General features: G+C 75.5%; 18 protein-coding genes. 5 read left to right on the top strand and 13 right to left on the bottom strand.

Annotation, left to right across the window (positions count from 1 at the left end; translation table 11 throughout):
• Nucleotides 1–10: 10 nt before the first annotated feature.
• Both WJX68_RS05695 and sigE read right to left on the bottom strand, forming a co-directional pair.
• Complete coding sequence (locus tag WJX68_RS05695; RefSeq protein WP_340286719.1) at nucleotides 11–646, bottom strand: anti-sigma factor family protein; 636 nt, start codon at nucleotides 644–646, stop codon at nucleotides 11–13.
• The gene (gene sigE / locus WJX68_RS05690) at nucleotides 643–1,293 is read right to left on the bottom strand and encodes an RNA polymerase sigma factor SigE (protein ID WP_340286717.1); all 651 of its coding nucleotides are present in this window, start codon (nucleotides 1,291–1,293) and stop codon (nucleotides 643–645) included. Before sigE ends, WJX68_RS05695 begins: the two co-directional genes overlap by 4 nt.
• Nucleotides 1,294–1,459: 166 nt before the next feature.
• On the opposite strand from sigE, the gene WJX68_RS05685 reads away from it, so the two are divergent.
• Nucleotides 1,460–2,092, top strand: a complete 633-nt coding sequence (locus WJX68_RS05685; protein ID WP_340286715.1) for an O-methyltransferase — start codon at nucleotides 1,460–1,462, stop codon at nucleotides 2,090–2,092.
• A 21-nt stretch (nucleotides 2,093–2,113) separates the two neighbouring features.
• Here WJX68_RS05685 and glgC read toward each other — a convergent pair whose 3' ends face one another.
• Entirely contained in the window at nucleotides 2,114–3,349 is a 1,236-nt protein-coding gene (gene glgC, locus WJX68_RS05680; protein ID WP_340286713.1) for a glucose-1-phosphate adenylyltransferase, read from the bottom strand.
• A 125-nt stretch (nucleotides 3,350–3,474) separates the two neighbouring features.
• Here glgC and glgA point away from each other — a divergent pair, with 125 nt between their 5' ends.
• The gene (gene glgA / locus WJX68_RS05675; RefSeq protein ID WP_340286711.1) at nucleotides 3,475–4,638 is read left to right on the top strand and encodes a glycogen synthase; all 1,164 of its coding nucleotides are present in this window, start codon (nucleotides 3,475–3,477) and stop codon (nucleotides 4,636–4,638) included.
• A 61-nt stretch (nucleotides 4,639–4,699) separates the two neighbouring features.
• Here glgA and WJX68_RS05670 read toward each other — a convergent pair whose 3' ends face one another.
• From WJX68_RS05670 to dapE, 8 genes are all read right to left on the bottom strand, one after another.
• Nucleotides 4,700–4,867, bottom strand: a complete 168-nt coding sequence (locus WJX68_RS05670) for a DUF3117 domain-containing protein (RefSeq protein ID WP_010241564.1) — start codon at nucleotides 4,865–4,867, stop codon at nucleotides 4,700–4,702.
• Between the two features lie 200 nt (nucleotides 4,868–5,067).
• Complete coding sequence (locus WJX68_RS05665; RefSeq protein WP_340286694.1) at nucleotides 5,068–5,655, bottom strand: DNA-3-methyladenine glycosylase I; 588 nt, start codon at nucleotides 5,653–5,655, stop codon at nucleotides 5,068–5,070.
• Nucleotides 5,652–6,182, bottom strand: coding sequence for an SRPBCC family protein (locus WJX68_RS05660; protein ID WP_422785660.1), 531 nt, complete (start codon nucleotides 6,180–6,182; stop codon nucleotides 5,652–5,654). The genes WJX68_RS05665 and WJX68_RS05660 overlap by 4 nt, the downstream gene beginning before the upstream one ends.
• Nucleotides 6,157–6,519, bottom strand: coding sequence for a DivIVA domain-containing protein (locus tag WJX68_RS05655; protein WP_340286692.1), 363 nt, complete (start codon nucleotides 6,517–6,519; stop codon nucleotides 6,157–6,159). The genes WJX68_RS05660 and WJX68_RS05655 overlap by 26 nt, the downstream gene beginning before the upstream one ends.
• A gap of 35 nt (nucleotides 6,520–6,554) precedes the next feature.
• Nucleotides 6,555–7,559 carry a glucosyl-3-phosphoglycerate synthase gene (locus tag WJX68_RS05650; RefSeq protein WP_340286690.1) on the bottom strand — a complete coding sequence of 335 codons (1,005 nt, stop codon included), beginning with the start codon at nucleotides 7,557–7,559 and terminating at the stop codon, nucleotides 6,555–6,557.
• Between the two features lie 4 nt (nucleotides 7,560–7,563).
• A complete protein-coding gene (locus tag WJX68_RS05645; protein WP_340286688.1) occupies nucleotides 7,564–8,154 on the bottom strand; it encodes an LOG family protein in 591 nt (196 codons plus the stop codon).
• Nucleotides 8,154–8,924 carry an LOG family protein gene (locus WJX68_RS05640; RefSeq protein WP_340286686.1) on the bottom strand — a complete coding sequence of 257 codons (771 nt, stop codon included), beginning with the start codon at nucleotides 8,922–8,924 and terminating at the stop codon, nucleotides 8,154–8,156. Before WJX68_RS05640 ends, WJX68_RS05645 begins: the two co-directional genes overlap by 1 nt.
• A 63-nt stretch (nucleotides 8,925–8,987) precedes the next feature.
• The gene (dapE, locus tag WJX68_RS05635; protein ID WP_340287233.1) at nucleotides 8,988–10,052 is read right to left on the bottom strand and encodes a succinyl-diaminopimelate desuccinylase; all 1,065 of its coding nucleotides are present in this window, start codon (nucleotides 10,050–10,052) and stop codon (nucleotides 8,988–8,990) included.
• Between the two features lie 470 nt (nucleotides 10,053–10,522).
• Between dapE and WJX68_RS05630 the strand changes: the two genes are divergently transcribed.
• Genes WJX68_RS05630 through WJX68_RS05620 form a run of 3 tightly spaced genes read left to right on the top strand, consistent with a single transcriptional unit; the run spans nucleotide 10,523 to nucleotide 13,244 of the window.
• Nucleotides 10,523–11,260: a helix-turn-helix domain-containing protein gene (locus WJX68_RS05630; RefSeq protein ID WP_340286684.1), complete on the top strand. Its 738-nt coding sequence runs from the start codon at nucleotides 10,523–10,525 to the stop codon at nucleotides 11,258–11,260.
• Between the two features lie 11 nt (nucleotides 11,261–11,271).
• The gene (gene dapD / locus WJX68_RS05625) at nucleotides 11,272–12,231 is read left to right on the top strand and encodes a 2,3,4,5-tetrahydropyridine-2,6-dicarboxylate N-succinyltransferase (protein ID WP_340286682.1); all 960 of its coding nucleotides are present in this window, start codon (nucleotides 11,272–11,274) and stop codon (nucleotides 12,229–12,231) included.
• A 38-nt stretch (nucleotides 12,232–12,269) separates the two neighbouring features.
• The gene (locus tag WJX68_RS05620) at nucleotides 12,270–13,244 is read left to right on the top strand and encodes a CHAD domain-containing protein (protein WP_340286680.1); all 975 of its coding nucleotides are present in this window, start codon (nucleotides 12,270–12,272) and stop codon (nucleotides 13,242–13,244) included.
• Between the two features lie 28 nt (nucleotides 13,245–13,272).
• On the opposite strand, the gene WJX68_RS05615 is transcribed toward WJX68_RS05620, so the two are convergent.
• Together WJX68_RS05615 and dapC are read right to left on the bottom strand one after the other, a co-directional pair.
• On the bottom strand, nucleotides 13,273–14,517 hold the full coding sequence (locus WJX68_RS05615; protein ID WP_340286678.1) for an MFS transporter: 1,245 nt from the start codon (nucleotides 14,515–14,517) through the stop codon (nucleotides 13,273–13,275).
• Nucleotides 14,518–14,629: 112 nt separating this feature from the next.
• A partial coding sequence (dapC, locus tag WJX68_RS05610) for a succinyldiaminopimelate transaminase (RefSeq protein ID WP_340286676.1) occupies nucleotides 14,630–15,490 on the bottom strand: 861 nt, incomplete at its 5' end.

Raw genomic sequence — 15,490 nt, 5'->3', positions numbered from 1 at the left:
GGCCCGCCGCTCAGGGCGACGGCGTCACGCCGGGCCCGGCGGTCGGTGCGGGGAGGTCCGTGGCACCCGGCGCGGACGTGCCGGTCGCCGGCGTCGCGCGCCGCGTGGTGCCGGCCGGGACGGCGGTCGAGGCGAACCGGGCGACGGCGGCGGGGCCGGACCCGCCCGCGGCGGGCAGCGGCGCCGGTCCCGTCGACGCGGCGGGCAGGCCGAACGCCAGCGCGCCCAGCGCGAGCCCCGACACGGCGGCCCCGGTGCCGAGGCGCACCCGGCGCGACCGGCCGGCACGACGGCCGTGGTCGCCGTCGACGGCGGCGGGCCGCAGCACCGAGACGAGCTCGCCGTCCGGGGTGAGCGACAGGCCGGCGGGCGGCGGGGGCAGCTCGGTGTCCTGCGGGATCGCGCGCAGCGCCGACATCAGCGACGGCGGCAGCGTCGGCGCGTCCGCTCCGCGCAGCGCGGAGCGGGCCCGGCGCTGCTCGGCCACCTCGGCCGCGCAGTCGGGACACTGCCCGAGGTGCCGGGTGGCCCGGTCGTGCGGGCCGGCGGCCAGCTCGTCGTCGACGTAGGCGACGACCGCCTCGAGCGTCAGGTGGGCCGTCCCCCAGTCCGGCGGGACGACCTGGAAACGCCGTCGATCGGTCACGGGACCAACTCTGCCACCGGTCCGCGGCCGTGTGCCACCGTGTGGTCGGCGGAACCCGCGGCGTCCGCGGCGCGCAGGCGCTCCAGCGACGCCCGCAGCGCCGTCCGGCCGCGGTGGATGCGCGACCGCACGGTGCCCAGCTTCACCCCGAGCGTCGCGCCGATCTCCTCGTAGGACAGGCCCTCGACGTCGCACAGCACGACCGCGACCCGGAAGTCCGGGGGCAGCTCGTCCAGCGCGGCCTGCAGGTGCGGGTCGAGGTGGTTGATCGCGAACACCGTCTCCGGCTCGGGGCCGCCGCCGGGGAGCCGGTCGGTGTCCTCGGGCAGGCCCTCCATCCGCAGCCGGGCGCGGCGGCGGACCATGTCCAGGAACAGGTTCGTGGTGATGCGGTGCAGCCAGCCCTCGAACGTGCCCGGCTTGTAGGACGCGAGCGACCGGAACACCCGGATGAAGGTCTCCTGGGTGAGGTCCTCGGCGTCGTGCTGGTTGCCGGACAGGCGGTAGGCCAGGCGGTAGACCCGGTCGGCGTGCTCCCGGACGACCTCGTCCCAGCTGGGCGGGGTCCAGTCGGCACCCTCGCCGGGGCGGGTGCCGGCAGCGACGTCCCGGGCCGGGGCGTCGACGGCTGCGCGAGGAGCGGGCATCGGGGTGGAGCACCTCCGTGGAGTCGCGGCATGACGGGTGTCCGCTCGGCCGCGAGGTGTGGTTCGTTGCAGCACAGACTGCCCCCCGGCCATGAGGAGGATGTGAAACCCGTCTGAGAGAAGTCTGTGAAATCTCCGGAACGGGGTCCGGCGATAATCTTGGTCCATGAGCACACCCGCGGGGGCGGCCGCGTACGCCGAGGGCTACCTCGCCGAGGACGACGCGTGCGGCGACGCCCGGGCGCTGGGCACGGCGGCGGGCGCGCACCCGATCTCCCCGGCGGGCGGCGCGGCGCTGTCGGTGCTCGCGGCGACGATCGCGGCGCGCGCCGTCGTCGAGATCGGGACCGGGGCCGGGGTGAGCGGGCTGTACCTGCTGCGCGGCATGGCCGCCGACGGGACGCTGACCACCATCGACGTCGACCCGGAGCTGCAGCGCGCGGCCCGGCGCACGTTCCTCGGCGCCGGCTACGGGCCGGGCCGGCTGCGGCTGATCAACGGGATGGCGCTGGAGGTGCTGCCCCGGCTCACCGACGGCGGCTACGACCTGGTCGTCGCCGACGCCGTCCCCGGCGAGTACCCGGGCTACCTGGCCGAGGCGATCCGGCTGCTGCGCCCGGGCGGGGTGCTGGTGCTCGAGGGCGTGCTCGACGGCGGGCGGGTCGCCGGCGACGGGTCCGCCGACGGCCCCGGCACGGCCGCGCTGCGCGAGACGGCGGCGCTGGTCCGCGACGACGAGCGCCTGCTGTCGGCGCTGCTGCCGGTCGCGGACGGGATGCTCTGCGCGGTGCGCCGGTGAGGCCGTGTCGCCGGTGGGCGGCTACTGCGCGGTGACGCCCTTGCCCAGCACGACGACCCCGCCGGCCGACACCGTGTAGCGGCTGCGGTCGAGGTTCAGGTCGACGCCGATGAGCGCGCCGTCGGGCACCACGACGTTCTTGTCCAGGATCGCCCGCCGCACCACCGCGCCGCGCCCGATCCGGGCGCCCGGCAGCACGACCGAGTCCGACACCTCCGCGCCGCCCAGCACCGACACGTTCGGGCTGACCACCGACCGGCGCACGATGGCCCCGGAGATGATCGTGCCCGCGCCGACGATGGAGTCCTGCGCGATGCCGCCCTCGACGAACTTCGCCGGCGGCAGCGCGGGCACCGCGGTGCGGATCGGCCAGCGCTGGTTGTAGAGGTTGAAGATCGGGTGCACCGAGACCAGGTCGGTGTGCGCGTCGTAGTAGGCGTCGATCGTCCCGACGTCGCGCCAGTAGCCCGCGTCGCGGTCGGTGGCCCCGGGCACGACGTTGTCGGCGAAGTCGTAGACGTGCGCCCGACCCTGCGAGACCAGTGCGGGGATGATGTCGCCGCCCATGTCGTGGTCGGAGTCGGCGTTCGCGGCGTCGGCCTTGAGGGCGTCGAGCAGCGCCTCGGTGGTGAACACGTAGTTGCCCATCGAGGCGAACGTGACCTCGGGGTCGTCGGGCACGTGCGGCGGGTCCGACGGCTTCTCCAGGAACTCGGTGATCCGCCCGGTCTCGTCGGAGGCGATGCAGCCGAACGCCTTGGCCTCGGCCCGCGGCACCCGGATCCCGGCGACGGTGACACCCGCGCCGGACTCGGCGTGCTGGGCGATCATCTGGGCCGGGTCCATCCGGTACACGTGGTCGGCGCCGAACACCGCGATGTACTCGGGCTGGTCGTCGTAGACGAGGTTCAGGCTCTGGTAGATCGCGTCCGCCGAGCCGGTGTACCAGCGCCGGCCGAGCCGCTGCTGGGCCGGGACCGTGGTGATGTACTGGTCGAGCACCGACGACAGCCGCCACGTCGTGGAGATGTGCCGGTCCAGCGAGTGCGACTTGTACTGCGTGAGCACGCAGAGCCGGTCCATCCCGCAGTTGACGAGGTTGGACAGCACGAAGTCGATGAGCCGGTAGTTGCCACCGAACGGGACGGCGGGCTTCGCGCGGTCCGCGGTGAGCGGCCACAGCCGCTTGCCCTCGCCGCCGGCCAGCACGATGCCGAGAACCCTTCCGGGAAGACGTCCGGACGCGGTCGGTCGCATGGTGTGAACACTAGTGGGCGGTGGGTGGCGGGGCCATACGTCCGTCCGCGCCGGGCACGCTCGGACCGGATCGGACGCCGCGACTCCTCGCGCGCCGTCCGGGCGCCCCGGTAGCGTCCCGGCCCGTGCGCGTCGGCCTCCTCACCCGTGAATACCCGCCCGCCGTCTACGGCGGTGCCGGAGTCCATGTGGGACACCTCGTCCCGGCCCTGCGGGAGCTCGTCGATGTCGACGTGCACTGCTTCGCCGAGCCGGGCAGCGACGCCCCGGCCGACGCCCGCGCGCACTCCGCGCCCCCGCTGCCGGACGGGGCGAACGCGGCGCTGACCACGCTCGGGGTGGACCTGTCGATGGCCGCCGAGCTGGAGCGCTGCGACGTGCTGCACTCCCACACCTGGTACGCGAACATGGCCGGCCACGTCGGCGGGCTGCTGCACGGGCGCCCGCACGTCGTCACCGCGCACTCGCTGGAGCCGCTGCGCCCGTGGAAGGCCGAGCAGCTCGGCGGCGGGTACCGGCTGTCGTCGTGGGTGGAACGGACCGCCTACGAGGCCGCGGACGCCGTCATCGCCGTCTCGAACGGGATGCGCCGCGACGTGCTGGCCGCCTACCCGGCGATCGACCCGGACCTGGTGCACGTCGTGCACAACGGCATCGACACGGAGTTCTACGCCCCGGACCCGGCGCGCGACGCGCTGACGGCGCACGGGGTGGACCCGGACCGGCCGATGGTCGTGTTCGTCGGGCGGATCACCCGGCAGAAGGGACTGGGGCACCTCGTCGCGGCGGCGCACCGGTTCGACCCGTCGGCGCAGGTCGTGCTGTGCGCGGGCGCGCCGGACACCCCGGAGATCGCGGCGGAGACCGAGCGGGCGGTGGCGGAGCTGTCGGCCGCGCGGGACGGCGTCGTCTGGATCCAGCGGATGCTCGCGACCACCGAGGTCCGCCAGCTGCTGTCGGCGGCGACGGTGTTCGTGTGCCCCTCGGTGTACGAGCCGCTGGGCATCGTGAACCTGGAGGCGATGGCGTGCGGGACGGCCGTCGTCGCCTCGGACGTCGGCGGCATCCCGGAGGTCGTCGAGGACGGCGTGACGGGGCTGCTCGCGCACTACGACCCGGCCGACACCGCGGCCTTCGAGGCCGCGCTGGCCGACGGGGTCAACGCGCTGGTCGCGGACCCGGCACGGGCCGCGGCGATGGGCGGGCGGGGCCGGGAGCGCGCGGTCGCGGAGTTCGCCTGGGCCGAGATGGCCCGGCGGACGCTCGAGGTCTACGAGTCGGTCGTCTGAGCCGGACACGACGACGGCGGGGCCGGTCGCCCGGCCCCGCCGTCGTCGTGCACCGTGCTCGTCAGCCGACGGTCGACTTCAGCGCCTCGCTGAGGTCGGTGGCCTCGTCGGGGGTCATCTCGACGACGAGACGCCCGCCACCCTCGAGCGGGACGCGCATGACGATGCCCCGGCCCTCCTTGGTGACTTCCATGGGCCCGTCGCCGGTGCGGGGCTTCATCGCGGCCATTCGTCCGTCCTCCGTCAACATCCACAACTGTCGTTCCGCGGGTGCGCGCTCGGGGCACGCGCCGACCGTGGGACCACATTGTCCCCCATCACCGGCGCCGAGGTGCAACCGAGGCGATCACGGCTCGGCCGCGATGACGCGGACGTTCACGCAGCGCAACGGCACGACGACGCTCGGACGCCACGCGTCCGGGTTGGCGATCAGTCCTCGCCGACGGCACCGGCCCGCCAGCAGTACGCGACGTGGTCGTCGACCAGCCCGGTCGCCTGCATGAGCGCGTAGCAGGTGGTGGGCCCGACGAAACGGAACCCGCGCTTCTTGAGGTCCTTCGACAGCGCCGTCGACTCCGGGGTGGAACCGGGGACGTCCGACAGCCGCTGCGGGCGCGGGTGCGACGCCGGGTCGGGTGCGTGGGAGGCGAGGAGCTCGCCCAGCTCGACGCCGTCGTCGGCGAGGTCGAGCACCGCGCGGGCGTTGGAGACCGCGGCCTCGATCTTCTGCCGGTTGCGGACGATCCGGGCGTCGGTGAGCAGGCGGGCGACGTCGTCGTCGCCGAAGCGGGCGACCGCCTCGGGGTCGAAGTCGCGGAACACCTCGCGGAACGCCGGCCGCTTGCGCAGCACGACGATCCAGGACAGGCCCGACTGGAAGCCCTCCAGGGTGATCCGCTCGAACCAGGCGGCGGTGCCGTGGACGGGGCGGCCCCACTCGTCGTCGTGGTAGGCGACGTAGTCCGGCGCCGACAGCGCCCAGTCGCAGCGGCCGCGGCCGTCGGGCGGTGCGGTCACCGGCCCGACCGGTAGCGGTCCTCGGTGGCCTCGGCCATCTTCCGCAGCGAGTGCGCGACCCCGGCCCGGAACGCGGGGCGCACCAGCGGCCAGCCCAGCCGGCCGAGCGCGCCGAGCGGGAGGTCGAGCAGCTCGGTCCACAGGAACCGCGAGCGCTGCGGGCCGAGCTCGACGACGGCGAACACGCCGTCGCCCTTGATGACGGTCCCTGTGTGGGTCACGACGATCCGCCGCTCCCCCGCGCCGCCGGCCGGCGGCTCCGTCCACTCGGTGACCCGCATGGTGTCGGCGACGCCGAGCGGCCCGGCCCCGGTCACGGCGCGCAGCTCGGTCCCGACCGAGCGGCCGTCGCCCGCGGTGATCTCGACGGTCGTGCCGAGCATCCACTCCGACTGGCCCTCGAGGTCGGAGACGACCTCCCACAGGACGTCGGCGGGCACGTTGACGTCCACCGGGACGGTCAGCTCGACCAGGCCGTCCCGCCCACCACGCGTGCCGCGCTCAGCGCGGCGGTCGTCGTTCGTCACCCGGGTCCTCCTCGGCGCGCATCCGCGCGATCGTCGCCTCCAGCCGGGCCACCCGGTCCACCAGCTCGTGCCGGTCGGTCCGGACCCGGTCCAGCTCGCCCGCCAGCCGGTCGAGCGCCCAGTCCACCTCAGCCATCCGGTATCCGCGCAGCACCTGCTGGAAACGCAGGTCGCGGACGTCGGCGCCGGAGACCTCGCGGGCGGGCAGCCGGGTGGGTGTCGCGTCCGGGGCGAGCGGGGCCAGCTCCTCGCCGCGCCCGAAGACCGCGGCGGCCAGTACGAACACCAGCGCGGCGACGCCGGCGAGGACGAGCACGTACGCGAGTGCGGTCCCCATGCGGCCATCTCATCACGCCGGCCCGACGGGAACGGTCACCCCACGCGGACGGCGGGCGCGACCACCGGGCCGGCGGACCCCCCGTCGCGCACCCGGCCGGGCGGGGGCCGGTCCGTCTGGTCCAGCGGACGGGTCTCGGTGCGCCACCCGCCGGCGCCCTGCGCGGTCCCCTGCGGTGCGCCCGGGCCGGCCACGGCGTCGGGGAGGAACGCGGTCAGGCCGGCGCCGGAGTCCTCGACCCCGCAGCGGGCCAGCGCGGTCGCGAGCACCTCGCGGGCGGTGCGGCCTAGCTCGTGCAGCGGCCGGTTGCGGTGCCGTCGCACCCCCAGGTCGGCCTGGGCGATGGCGGTGGTTCCACCGGCGACGGGGTCGGCGTCGGTGTCGAGCAGCAGCCCGATGTCGACGCCGTAGCCGGTCGCGAACGGCAGCCGGTCGAGCAGGTCGCGGGTCGCCGCGTACTCCCCGCCGATCGGCTGGCGGACGTGGCGCAGGCCGGGGCGCAGCGCGGCGAGCAGCGGACGCGCGAGCAGCTCGGTGACCCGGCCGCCCTCGTGCCCGTCGGCGCCGTCGAGCGGTCGCCGGTGGTAGCCCTTGACCAGGGCGGTCCCGGGCCGGGTGAGCAGCGGTGCGAGGAGGCGTTCGACCAGCTCGGGGTGCGGGTCGACGAGGTCGGCGTCGACGAAGCAGAGCAGGTCGGCCGGGCGGGGACCGGCCCCGAGCGCGACGACGGCCCGCCACATCGCCTCGCCCTTGCCGGGCAGCACCGGCACCCCCGGGACCGCCTCCTCCCGGCTCAGCACCCGCGCTCCGGCCGCCGCGGCGCGGTCCGCGGTGCGGTCGGTGCTGCCGGAGTCGAGGACGACGAGGTCGTCGACCAGCGGGGACGGGCCGTCGCAGAGCCGGCGCAGGCCGTCGACGAGGGGTCCGACCGTCGCCTCCTCGTCGAGCGCCGGCAGGACGACGGCGACCCGGCGCCCGTCCTTGCGCGCGGCGAGCCGCTGCGCCGCCGGGCCGCGCGCCGTCGCACCCGGGAGTGTCACGGGGTCACGTGAGGGGCCGGGCGCAGGCGTCCAGGGCCGCACCGGCGAGACCGGCGGGGTCGTCGCCGTCGACGCCGCGGACGTGGCGCAGCCGCTCGATCGGGGCCCGCGAGGCGAAGCCGCGGTCGGCGAGGCCGGTGACCCAGTCGACGAGACCGTCCCAGTGCCCGTCGGGGTCGAGCAGGACGACCGGCTTGCCGTGCAGCCCGAGCGTCCCGGCCGTCCACACCTCGAAGAGCTCCTCACAGGTGCCGATGCCGCCGGGCAGCGCGAGGAACGCGTCGGCGCGGTCCTCCATCTGCTGCTTGCGCTCGCGCATGCTCTCCACGACGTGCAGCTCGTCGCTGTCCTCGTCGGCCCACTCGCGCTCGACCATGGACCGCGGGATGACGCCGACCGTGCGCCCGCCGGCGTCGCGGGCCCCGGCGGCGACGGCGCCCATCATCGACTTGCGGCCGCCGCCGGAGACCAGCGTCCAGCCCCGCTCGGCCACGGCCCGCCCGACCGCGTCGGCGAGCTGCAGGTAGTGCGGGGCGACGCCGTCGGAGCTGGCGCAGTAGACGCACACGGCGAACCCGGTTCCGGGAGCGGCCATCAGTGCGCCTCCTCCCAGGCGTGGTACGCCTCGTGGACGACGTCGACGGCGTCGTCGATGTCGTCGGTGACGTGCAGCAGGTCGAGGTCCTTCTCGCCGATCTTGCCGTCGGCCAGGACGGTCTTGGCGATCCAGTCGTAGAGACCGCCCCAGTACTCGGTCCCGAGCAGCACGACCGGGAACTTGGTGACCTTTTTCGTCTGGACGAGCACGAGCGCCTCGAACAGCTCGTCGAGCGTGCCGAAGCCGCCGGGCAGGCAGACGAAGGCCTGCGAGTACTTCACGAACATCGTCTTGCGCGCGAAGAAGTAGCGGAAGTTGATGCCGAGGTCGACCCAGGGGTTCAGCCCCTGCTCGAACGGCAGCTCGATGCCGAGACCGACCGACAGGCCGCCGGCCTCGGACGCGCCGCGGTTGGCGGCCTCCATCGCGCCGGGCCCACCGCCGGTGATCACGGCGAACCCGGCCCCCGCGAGACGCGCGCCCAGCTCACGGCCCAGCTCGTACTCCGGGGAGCCGACCGGAGTGCGGGCGGACCCGAACACGGTCGCCGCACGCGGGAGCTCGGCGAGCATCCCGAAGCCCTCGACGAACTCGGCCTGGATCCGCAGGACGCGCCACGGGTCGGTGTGCACCCAGTCGGCCGGCCCCCGCGCGTCGAGCAGCCTCTGGTCGGTCGTCGTCGGCTCGATGCTGCGCTCGCGGCGCAGCACGACCGGCCCGCGCTGCTTCTCCGGCAGCGGGCGGGGGTCGGCGTTCTGGTCGGCCATGCGATCACGGTATTCGGGCCCGGACGGACCGGGCGCGGCGGTGGGTGCCCGCGGCGGCGCGGCTCAGCCCGCGAGGTAGCGGCGCAGCACCTCGGTGCAGCGCAGGATCGCCTCCTCGGCCACGTGTTCGTCACGGGTGTGCGCCAGGTTCGGGTCGCCGGGGCCGTAGTTGATCGCCGGGATGCCGAGCGCGGCGAAGCGGGACACGTCGGTCCAGCCGTACTTGGCGCGCGGCTGCGCACCGGTCGCGGCGACGAACTCGGCGGCCGCCGGCGCGGACAGCCCGGGCAGCGCCCCGGGCGAGAGGTCGGTGACGGTGAGCGGGATGCCGTCGAACACCTCGCGGACGTGCTCCACGGCCTGCTCGGCGGACCGGTCCGGGGCGAAACGGAAGTTCACGGTGACGACGCACTCGTCGGGCACGACGTTGCCCGCGACGCCGCCGCTGATCCGCACGGCCTGCAGCCCCTCGCGGTACTCGCAGCCGTCGATGTCGACCCGGCGCGGGGTGTAGGCCGCGAGCCGGGCGAGGATCTCCCCGGCCCGGTGGATCGCGTTGTCCCCCAGCCACGACCGCGCTGAGTGCGAGCGCCGCCCGGCGGTGGCCAGCTCGACGCGCAGCGTGCCCTGGCAGCCCGCCTCCAGCGTCCCGTCGGTCGGTTCGCCCAGGATCGCGAGGTCGGCGTCGAGCCAGTCGCGGTGCTCGCGCTCGATCCGCCCGAGCCCGTTGCGGACCGCCTCGACCTCCTCGCAGTCGTAGAAGACGAGCGTGAGGTCGTGCCGCGGCTCGGCGAGCGCGGCCGCGAGGTGGGCGAACACCGCGTCGCCGGACTTCATGTCCGAGGTCCCGCAGCCGTACAGGATCCCGTCCGCCCGCCGCGAGGGGACGTTGTCCGCGATCGGGACGGTGTCGAGGTGCCCGGCGAGCAGGACCCGGTGCGGACGGCCGAGGTTCGTCCGGGCCAGCACGGCGTCGCCGCTGCGCAGCACCTCGAGGTGCGGCGCCTGCGCGCGCAACGCGGCCTCGAGCGCGTCGGCGAGGAGCCGTTCGTCCCCGGACACGCTCGCGACGTCCACCATCGCCGCGGTCAGGGCGACGGGATCGGCGGTGAGGTCCAGCGCGGGCAGCGTCGTCGTCACCCCCGCGACGCTACCCACAGCCGACCCGCCCCGACCCGCCGACCGGCCGGCCACGCCTGGTCACCCGGCCGACCCTGATGTCGATCATCATCGTGCTCGCGGCACGATCTCGGACGGTCCCTGCCGCGCCTCGCTTTGCTCTGCTCACCGGGGCGCAGCAGGGCCTCCCGACCCGGTTCCGGGCCCGGTTCCCACCTCCTCGGCCGCGGACCCGACCGGCACCTCGAGCCGCTTCTGCGCACCCGTCCGGCCCGGCATCACGGCGCCCGCACGGTGTCGCTGCGCACCGGTGAGCAGAGCAAAGCGAGGCACGAGCGGCACCGTCGAAACCCGGCCGGGCCGGGCCCTCCGCACTGTGGATCATGCATTGGGCCCCGGAGCTGTCCACAATCACCCGTGTTGTCCACAGGTGTGGGATCGGGCCCGGATCCGGCTCCCGTGGACCTCAGGCTGGGCGCATGGAGATCGACGAGGGTGACCGGCTGCCGGACGAGCCACCGGCGGCGCCGGTGGACGTCGTCGTCCCGGATCTGTCGGGGGTGGTCCGCCGGGTGCGGCGCAGTGCCGACCTGTCGCAGCGCGAGCTCGCGGCGCGCACCGGGCTGGCGCCGTCGACGATCGCGCGGATCGAGAGCCGGTCGCTCGCGCCCGCCCTGGGCACGCTGGCCGCGATCCTCGCCGTCGCGGGGCTGCGGCTGGTCGTCGTCGACGCACAGGGCCGGCGCGTGCCGCCCATGGAGGACCCGCCGGGCGACGACCTGCGCGACGGTGCGGGCCGTCGCTTCCCCGCGCATCTCGACGTGATCGTCGACCCGCTGCCCGGTGAGTGGTGGGGCGACCGGTACGGCTGCGCGCGCCCGCCCGAGACCTTCCGCCGCGACCGCGAGCTGCGCGACGTCATGCGGCGGCGCAGCGTCTGGGAGGTGCGCGTCGCGCAGCAACGGGCCGTGCCGCCGCCGCCGACGGTGGAGTACTGGATGATGCTGCAGGCCCGGTGCCGGGACTGCGGCCGGCTGCCCGAGCCGCCGCCACCGCCGTTCGACGCCGCGGCGGTCGTGCGCTACCTGCGGGCCGCCGTGCGCCTGCTGCCGGCCCTCGCGGCGGCACGGGCACCCGGGCGGCCGCGGCCGAATGATCATCGGGACGTGTCGCGGCGCACCCACCGCGCCGCGCCCGACACTCCCGCGGGACGGTAGGTTCGGGGCCCGTGAGCACCGAGTACCGCCGCGAAGGCGCTTCCGGAACCGGCCTGGCCACGGTCACGACCGACGGCACCGTCCTCGACGTCTGGTACCCGGCCCCCGTGCTGGGTGACGGTGGCGGCGACGGCAGCGGTGACGGTACGGCCGAGGGCGGCGCCGAGCTGCAGGCGCTCGTCGGCACCGACGAGCTGCGCGGGGTCCGGACCGAGGTCGTCTCCACCACGATCGCCTCGCTGGCCGACGCGCCCGTCGACGCCGCGGACGTGTACCTGCGCCTGCACCTGCTCAGCCACCGCCTCGTCCAGCCGCACCAGGTGAGCCTCGACGGGCAGTTCGGACTGCTCGCCAACGTCGTGTGGACCAACCACGGCCCCTGCCCGGTCCCCGGGTTCGAGCTGACCCGGGCGCGGCTGCGCAGCCGCGGGCCGGTCACCGTCACCCACGTCGACAAGTTCCCGCGGATGGTCGACTACGTGGTCCCGACGGGCGTCCGCATCGGCGACGCCGACCGCGTCCGGCTCGGTGCGCACCTCGCCGAGGGCACCACGGTGATGCACGAGGGATTCGTCAACTTCAACGCCGGCACCCTCGGCTCGTCGATGGTCGAGGGCCGCATCTCCGCGGGCGTCGTCGTCGGCGACGGCTCGGACGTCGGCGGCGGGGCCTCGATCATGGGCACGCTGTCCGGTGGCGGCAAGGAGGTCATCTCGGTCGGCCGTCGCTGCCTGCTCGGCGCCAACGCCGGTCTCGGGATCTCGCTCGGTGACGACTGCGTCGTCGAGGCCGGTCTCTACCTCACCGCGGGCACCAAGGTCACCCTCCCCGACGGCGGCACGGTCGCCGCCCGCGAGCTGTCGGGCCGCAACGGGCTCCTGCTGCGCCGCAACTCGGTCTCCGGCGCCGTCGAGGCCCTCGCCCGCACCGGCGACGGCATCGCGCTGAACTCCGCGCTGCACGCGAACTGACCCACCCCGTCGACGGACACGGCAGGACGAACGGACTCATGGGCATGGACGGCGCCGCGCAGCCTCCGGCGAACCTCTACGGCGCCGCCGACCTCGGCGACCCGCTCACCGCCGGGCCGCGGGACCCCGCGGTCGAGCACGTCCGCGCGCTGCTGGACAAGCGGCTGCGGGCGATGCTGCGGCACGAGCCCGGGGTGCGCGACGGCTCCGACATCGAGGAGCTGCACCAGATGCGGGTCGCCGTGCGCCGGATGCGGGCCGCGCTGAAGGCGGCGCGACCGCTGCTCGACCACACCTGGGCCGACCTCCTGCGTGCCGACCTCGGCCGGCTCGGGCGCGCGCTCGGCCCCGTCCGCGACCTCGACGTCATGATCGACCGGCTGCGCGGCCAGGTCGCCACCCTGCCGTCCGCGGAGCTCGCGGCCGGGGAGCGGCTGGTCTCCGTGCTGGAGGCCGAGCGGGTCGGGGCGCGGGCGGAGATGCTCGACGAGCTCGACTCCGACCGGCACGCCGCGCTGCGCCGCACCCTCGTCGAGGCCGTGTCTGCGCCGTTGCCGGAACCGCCGGCGCAGGTCGCGCGCCCGGAGCTGATCGAGCTGGTGCGGGCCGAGACCCGCAAGCTGACCAAGGCGGTGCGCCGGGCCGGGCCGAACCCGCCGGACATGACCCTGCACGACCTGCGGATCCGTACGAAGCGGCTCCGCTACACCGGCGAGCTCGTCGAACCGGCCATGCGCGACGACGACGGCGCCCGCACCGACGACGCCCGCCGGGTGCGGAAGATGCTCAAGGCCGCCGAGGGCCTGCAGGAGGTGCTGGGCGACCACCAGGACGCCTGCGTCGCCGAGCACCGCATCCGCGAGCTCCTCGACGAGCTCGGCCACGCACCCGACGCGCACGAGGTGTTCGTCGGCGGCCGGCTCGTCGAGCGCGAGCGGGCCAGGGCCGAGGCACTGCGCGAGCAGTGGTGGGACGCCTGGGAGCACCTGGCCGAGCGGGCCGCCGAGCTCTGAGCCCGCGGGCGGGCCGGCGCAGGCGCGCTCAGCGTGCCCGGTCGCCGATCCGCACGACGGCCACGGCCTGCACCACCGCGCCGAGCAGCAGCAGCCCGATCGCGGGCGGGAACCCCGCCGCGTCGATCACCAGGCCCATCAGCAGCGGGACGACCCCGGCGGCGAAGTAGCCGATGCCGAGGGCGAACCCGCTGACGGCGGCGCTGCGGGCGGGGGTCGGCGTCCGCCACGCGATCACGGTGAGCCCCAGCGGGAACCCGGCCCCCACCCCGATCCCGATCAGCAGCGCCCACAGCCACGGCAGCGGTGTCCCCGGTGCGGGCGCGAACAGCGCGCCCACGGTGCCCGTCGCCGAGCTCAGCACCGTCAGCGACGCCCAGAACCGCCAGCGCCGCCGTCGCTCCGCCGCGGCGGGGAACAGCAGCGCCGCGGGGATCTGGGCGATGCTCCACGCCGCCAGCAGCAGCCCGGCCGTCTGCGGTGACCAGCCCTGCGACTCGTAGAACGGCGACAGCCAGGTCAGCCAGCCGTAGAACATCGTCGACGACCCGGCCAGGTAGCAGGCGATCCGGCGGGCGAACGGATCGTGCCGGACCCGGACCTCGGCGGCGAGGCCACCGGCGTCCGCGTCGTCGCCGGCCACGGGGGCCGTGCCCGCCGTGGCCCCGTCGACGGGCTGCGGGCGCGCCCGGCCGATCCGGGTCGCCACCGGCACCCACACCGCCACGGCCAGCACGGCGGGCACCGCCCACACCGCGAGCGACCACGACCACCCGCCGAGGCCGACGGCGAGCGGGACCGCGACCGCGGACGCCACCGTCGCACCGATCATCATCGAGACGACGTACGCGCCGGTCACCGCGCCCGCCCGCTCGGCCAGGTGCTCCTTGACCACACCGGTGAGCAGCACCCCGGACACGCCGATGCCCAGCCCGACCAGGACCGACCCGCCGACGAGCGCGGGCAGCGCGACCACCGACCGGAGCAGGCTGCCCGCGCCGATCGTCGCCACGGCGATGCCGAGCAGCCGTTCCCGGCCCACCCGGGCGGCGACGGCCGCGGCACCGAACGACCCGGCCGACATCATCAGCACCGCCCCGGCCTGTACGAGCCCGGCCGCGCCCGCACCGATGCCGAGGTCCGCACGGGCGGTCTCCAGCAGCGGCGGGTAGCCGGCGAGACCGGCGCGCAGGTTGACCGCGAGCGCGAGCACCCCCACGAGCACCAGCGCGGGGGCGATGACGGGACGCGACCGGGTGACCGGTGCCTGCATTCGACGGCTCCTTCGCCTGCCGGAGGCACTGCACCGGCGTCGACGTCGCTACCCGGTGATCCTCCCCCGCGGTCCTTGCCTATCGCAACGACACCGCCGCCGGGATCAGGGCTCAGGCGCTGCCGAGACGCTCCACCGCGGCGTCGATCCGCTCGTCGGTCGCCGTCAGCCCGACCCGGACGTGCCGGGCGCCGGCCGGGCCGTAGAACTCGCCGGGCGCGACGAGGATCCCCAGGCCGGCCAGCCGGTCGACGGTGGCGCGACCGGGCTCGTCGGCGCTCGCCCACAGGTACAGCCCGGCCTGCGAGTGCTCGACGGTGAGCCCCGCCTTCTCCAGCCCGGCCCGCAGACGGGTGCGGCGGGCGTCGTAGCGGGCGGCCTGCTCCGCGACGTGCGCGTCGTCGGACACGGCGGCCTGCAGCGCGGCCTGCACCGGGCGCGGGACGATCATCCCGGCGTGCTTGCGCACCTCCAGCAGCCCCGCGACCAGCGCGGGGTCGCCCGTGACGAACCCGGCGCGGTACCCGGCCAGGTTCGACACCTTCGACAGCGAGTGGACGGCCAGCAGGCCGGTCGGGTCGCCGTCGCAGACCTCGGGGTGCAGCACCGAGCGCGGCGCCGGGTCGGCGTCGCCGGGCAGGCCGAGGTAGCACTCGTCGGAGGCGACGACCGCGCCCCGCTCCCGCGCCCACGTCACGACCTTGCGCAGGTGCTCGACCGGCAGCACCCGCCCGGTCGGGTTCGACGGCGAGTTCAGCCACACGAGCCGCACGCGGGCCGGTCCGGCGGCGGTGAGGCCGTCGGAGCGGACGTGCTCGGCACCCGCGAGCCGCGCACCGACCTCGTAGGTCGGGTACGCCAGCTCCGGGATGACGACCGTGTCCCCGGCCCCGAGGCCCAGCAGCGTCGGCAGCCAGGCGACCAGCTCCTTCGAGCCGATCGTCGGCAGCACCGCGGCCGGGTCGACACCGGA

Source organism: Pseudonocardia spirodelae (assembly GCF_037727765.1).
GTDB classification, from domain to species: Bacteria; Actinomycetota; Actinomycetes; order Mycobacteriales; family Pseudonocardiaceae; genus Pseudonocardia; species Pseudonocardia spirodelae.
The sequence above is the reverse complement of the archived record's forward strand: the minus strand, read 5'-3'. Positions and strand labels throughout refer to the sequence as shown.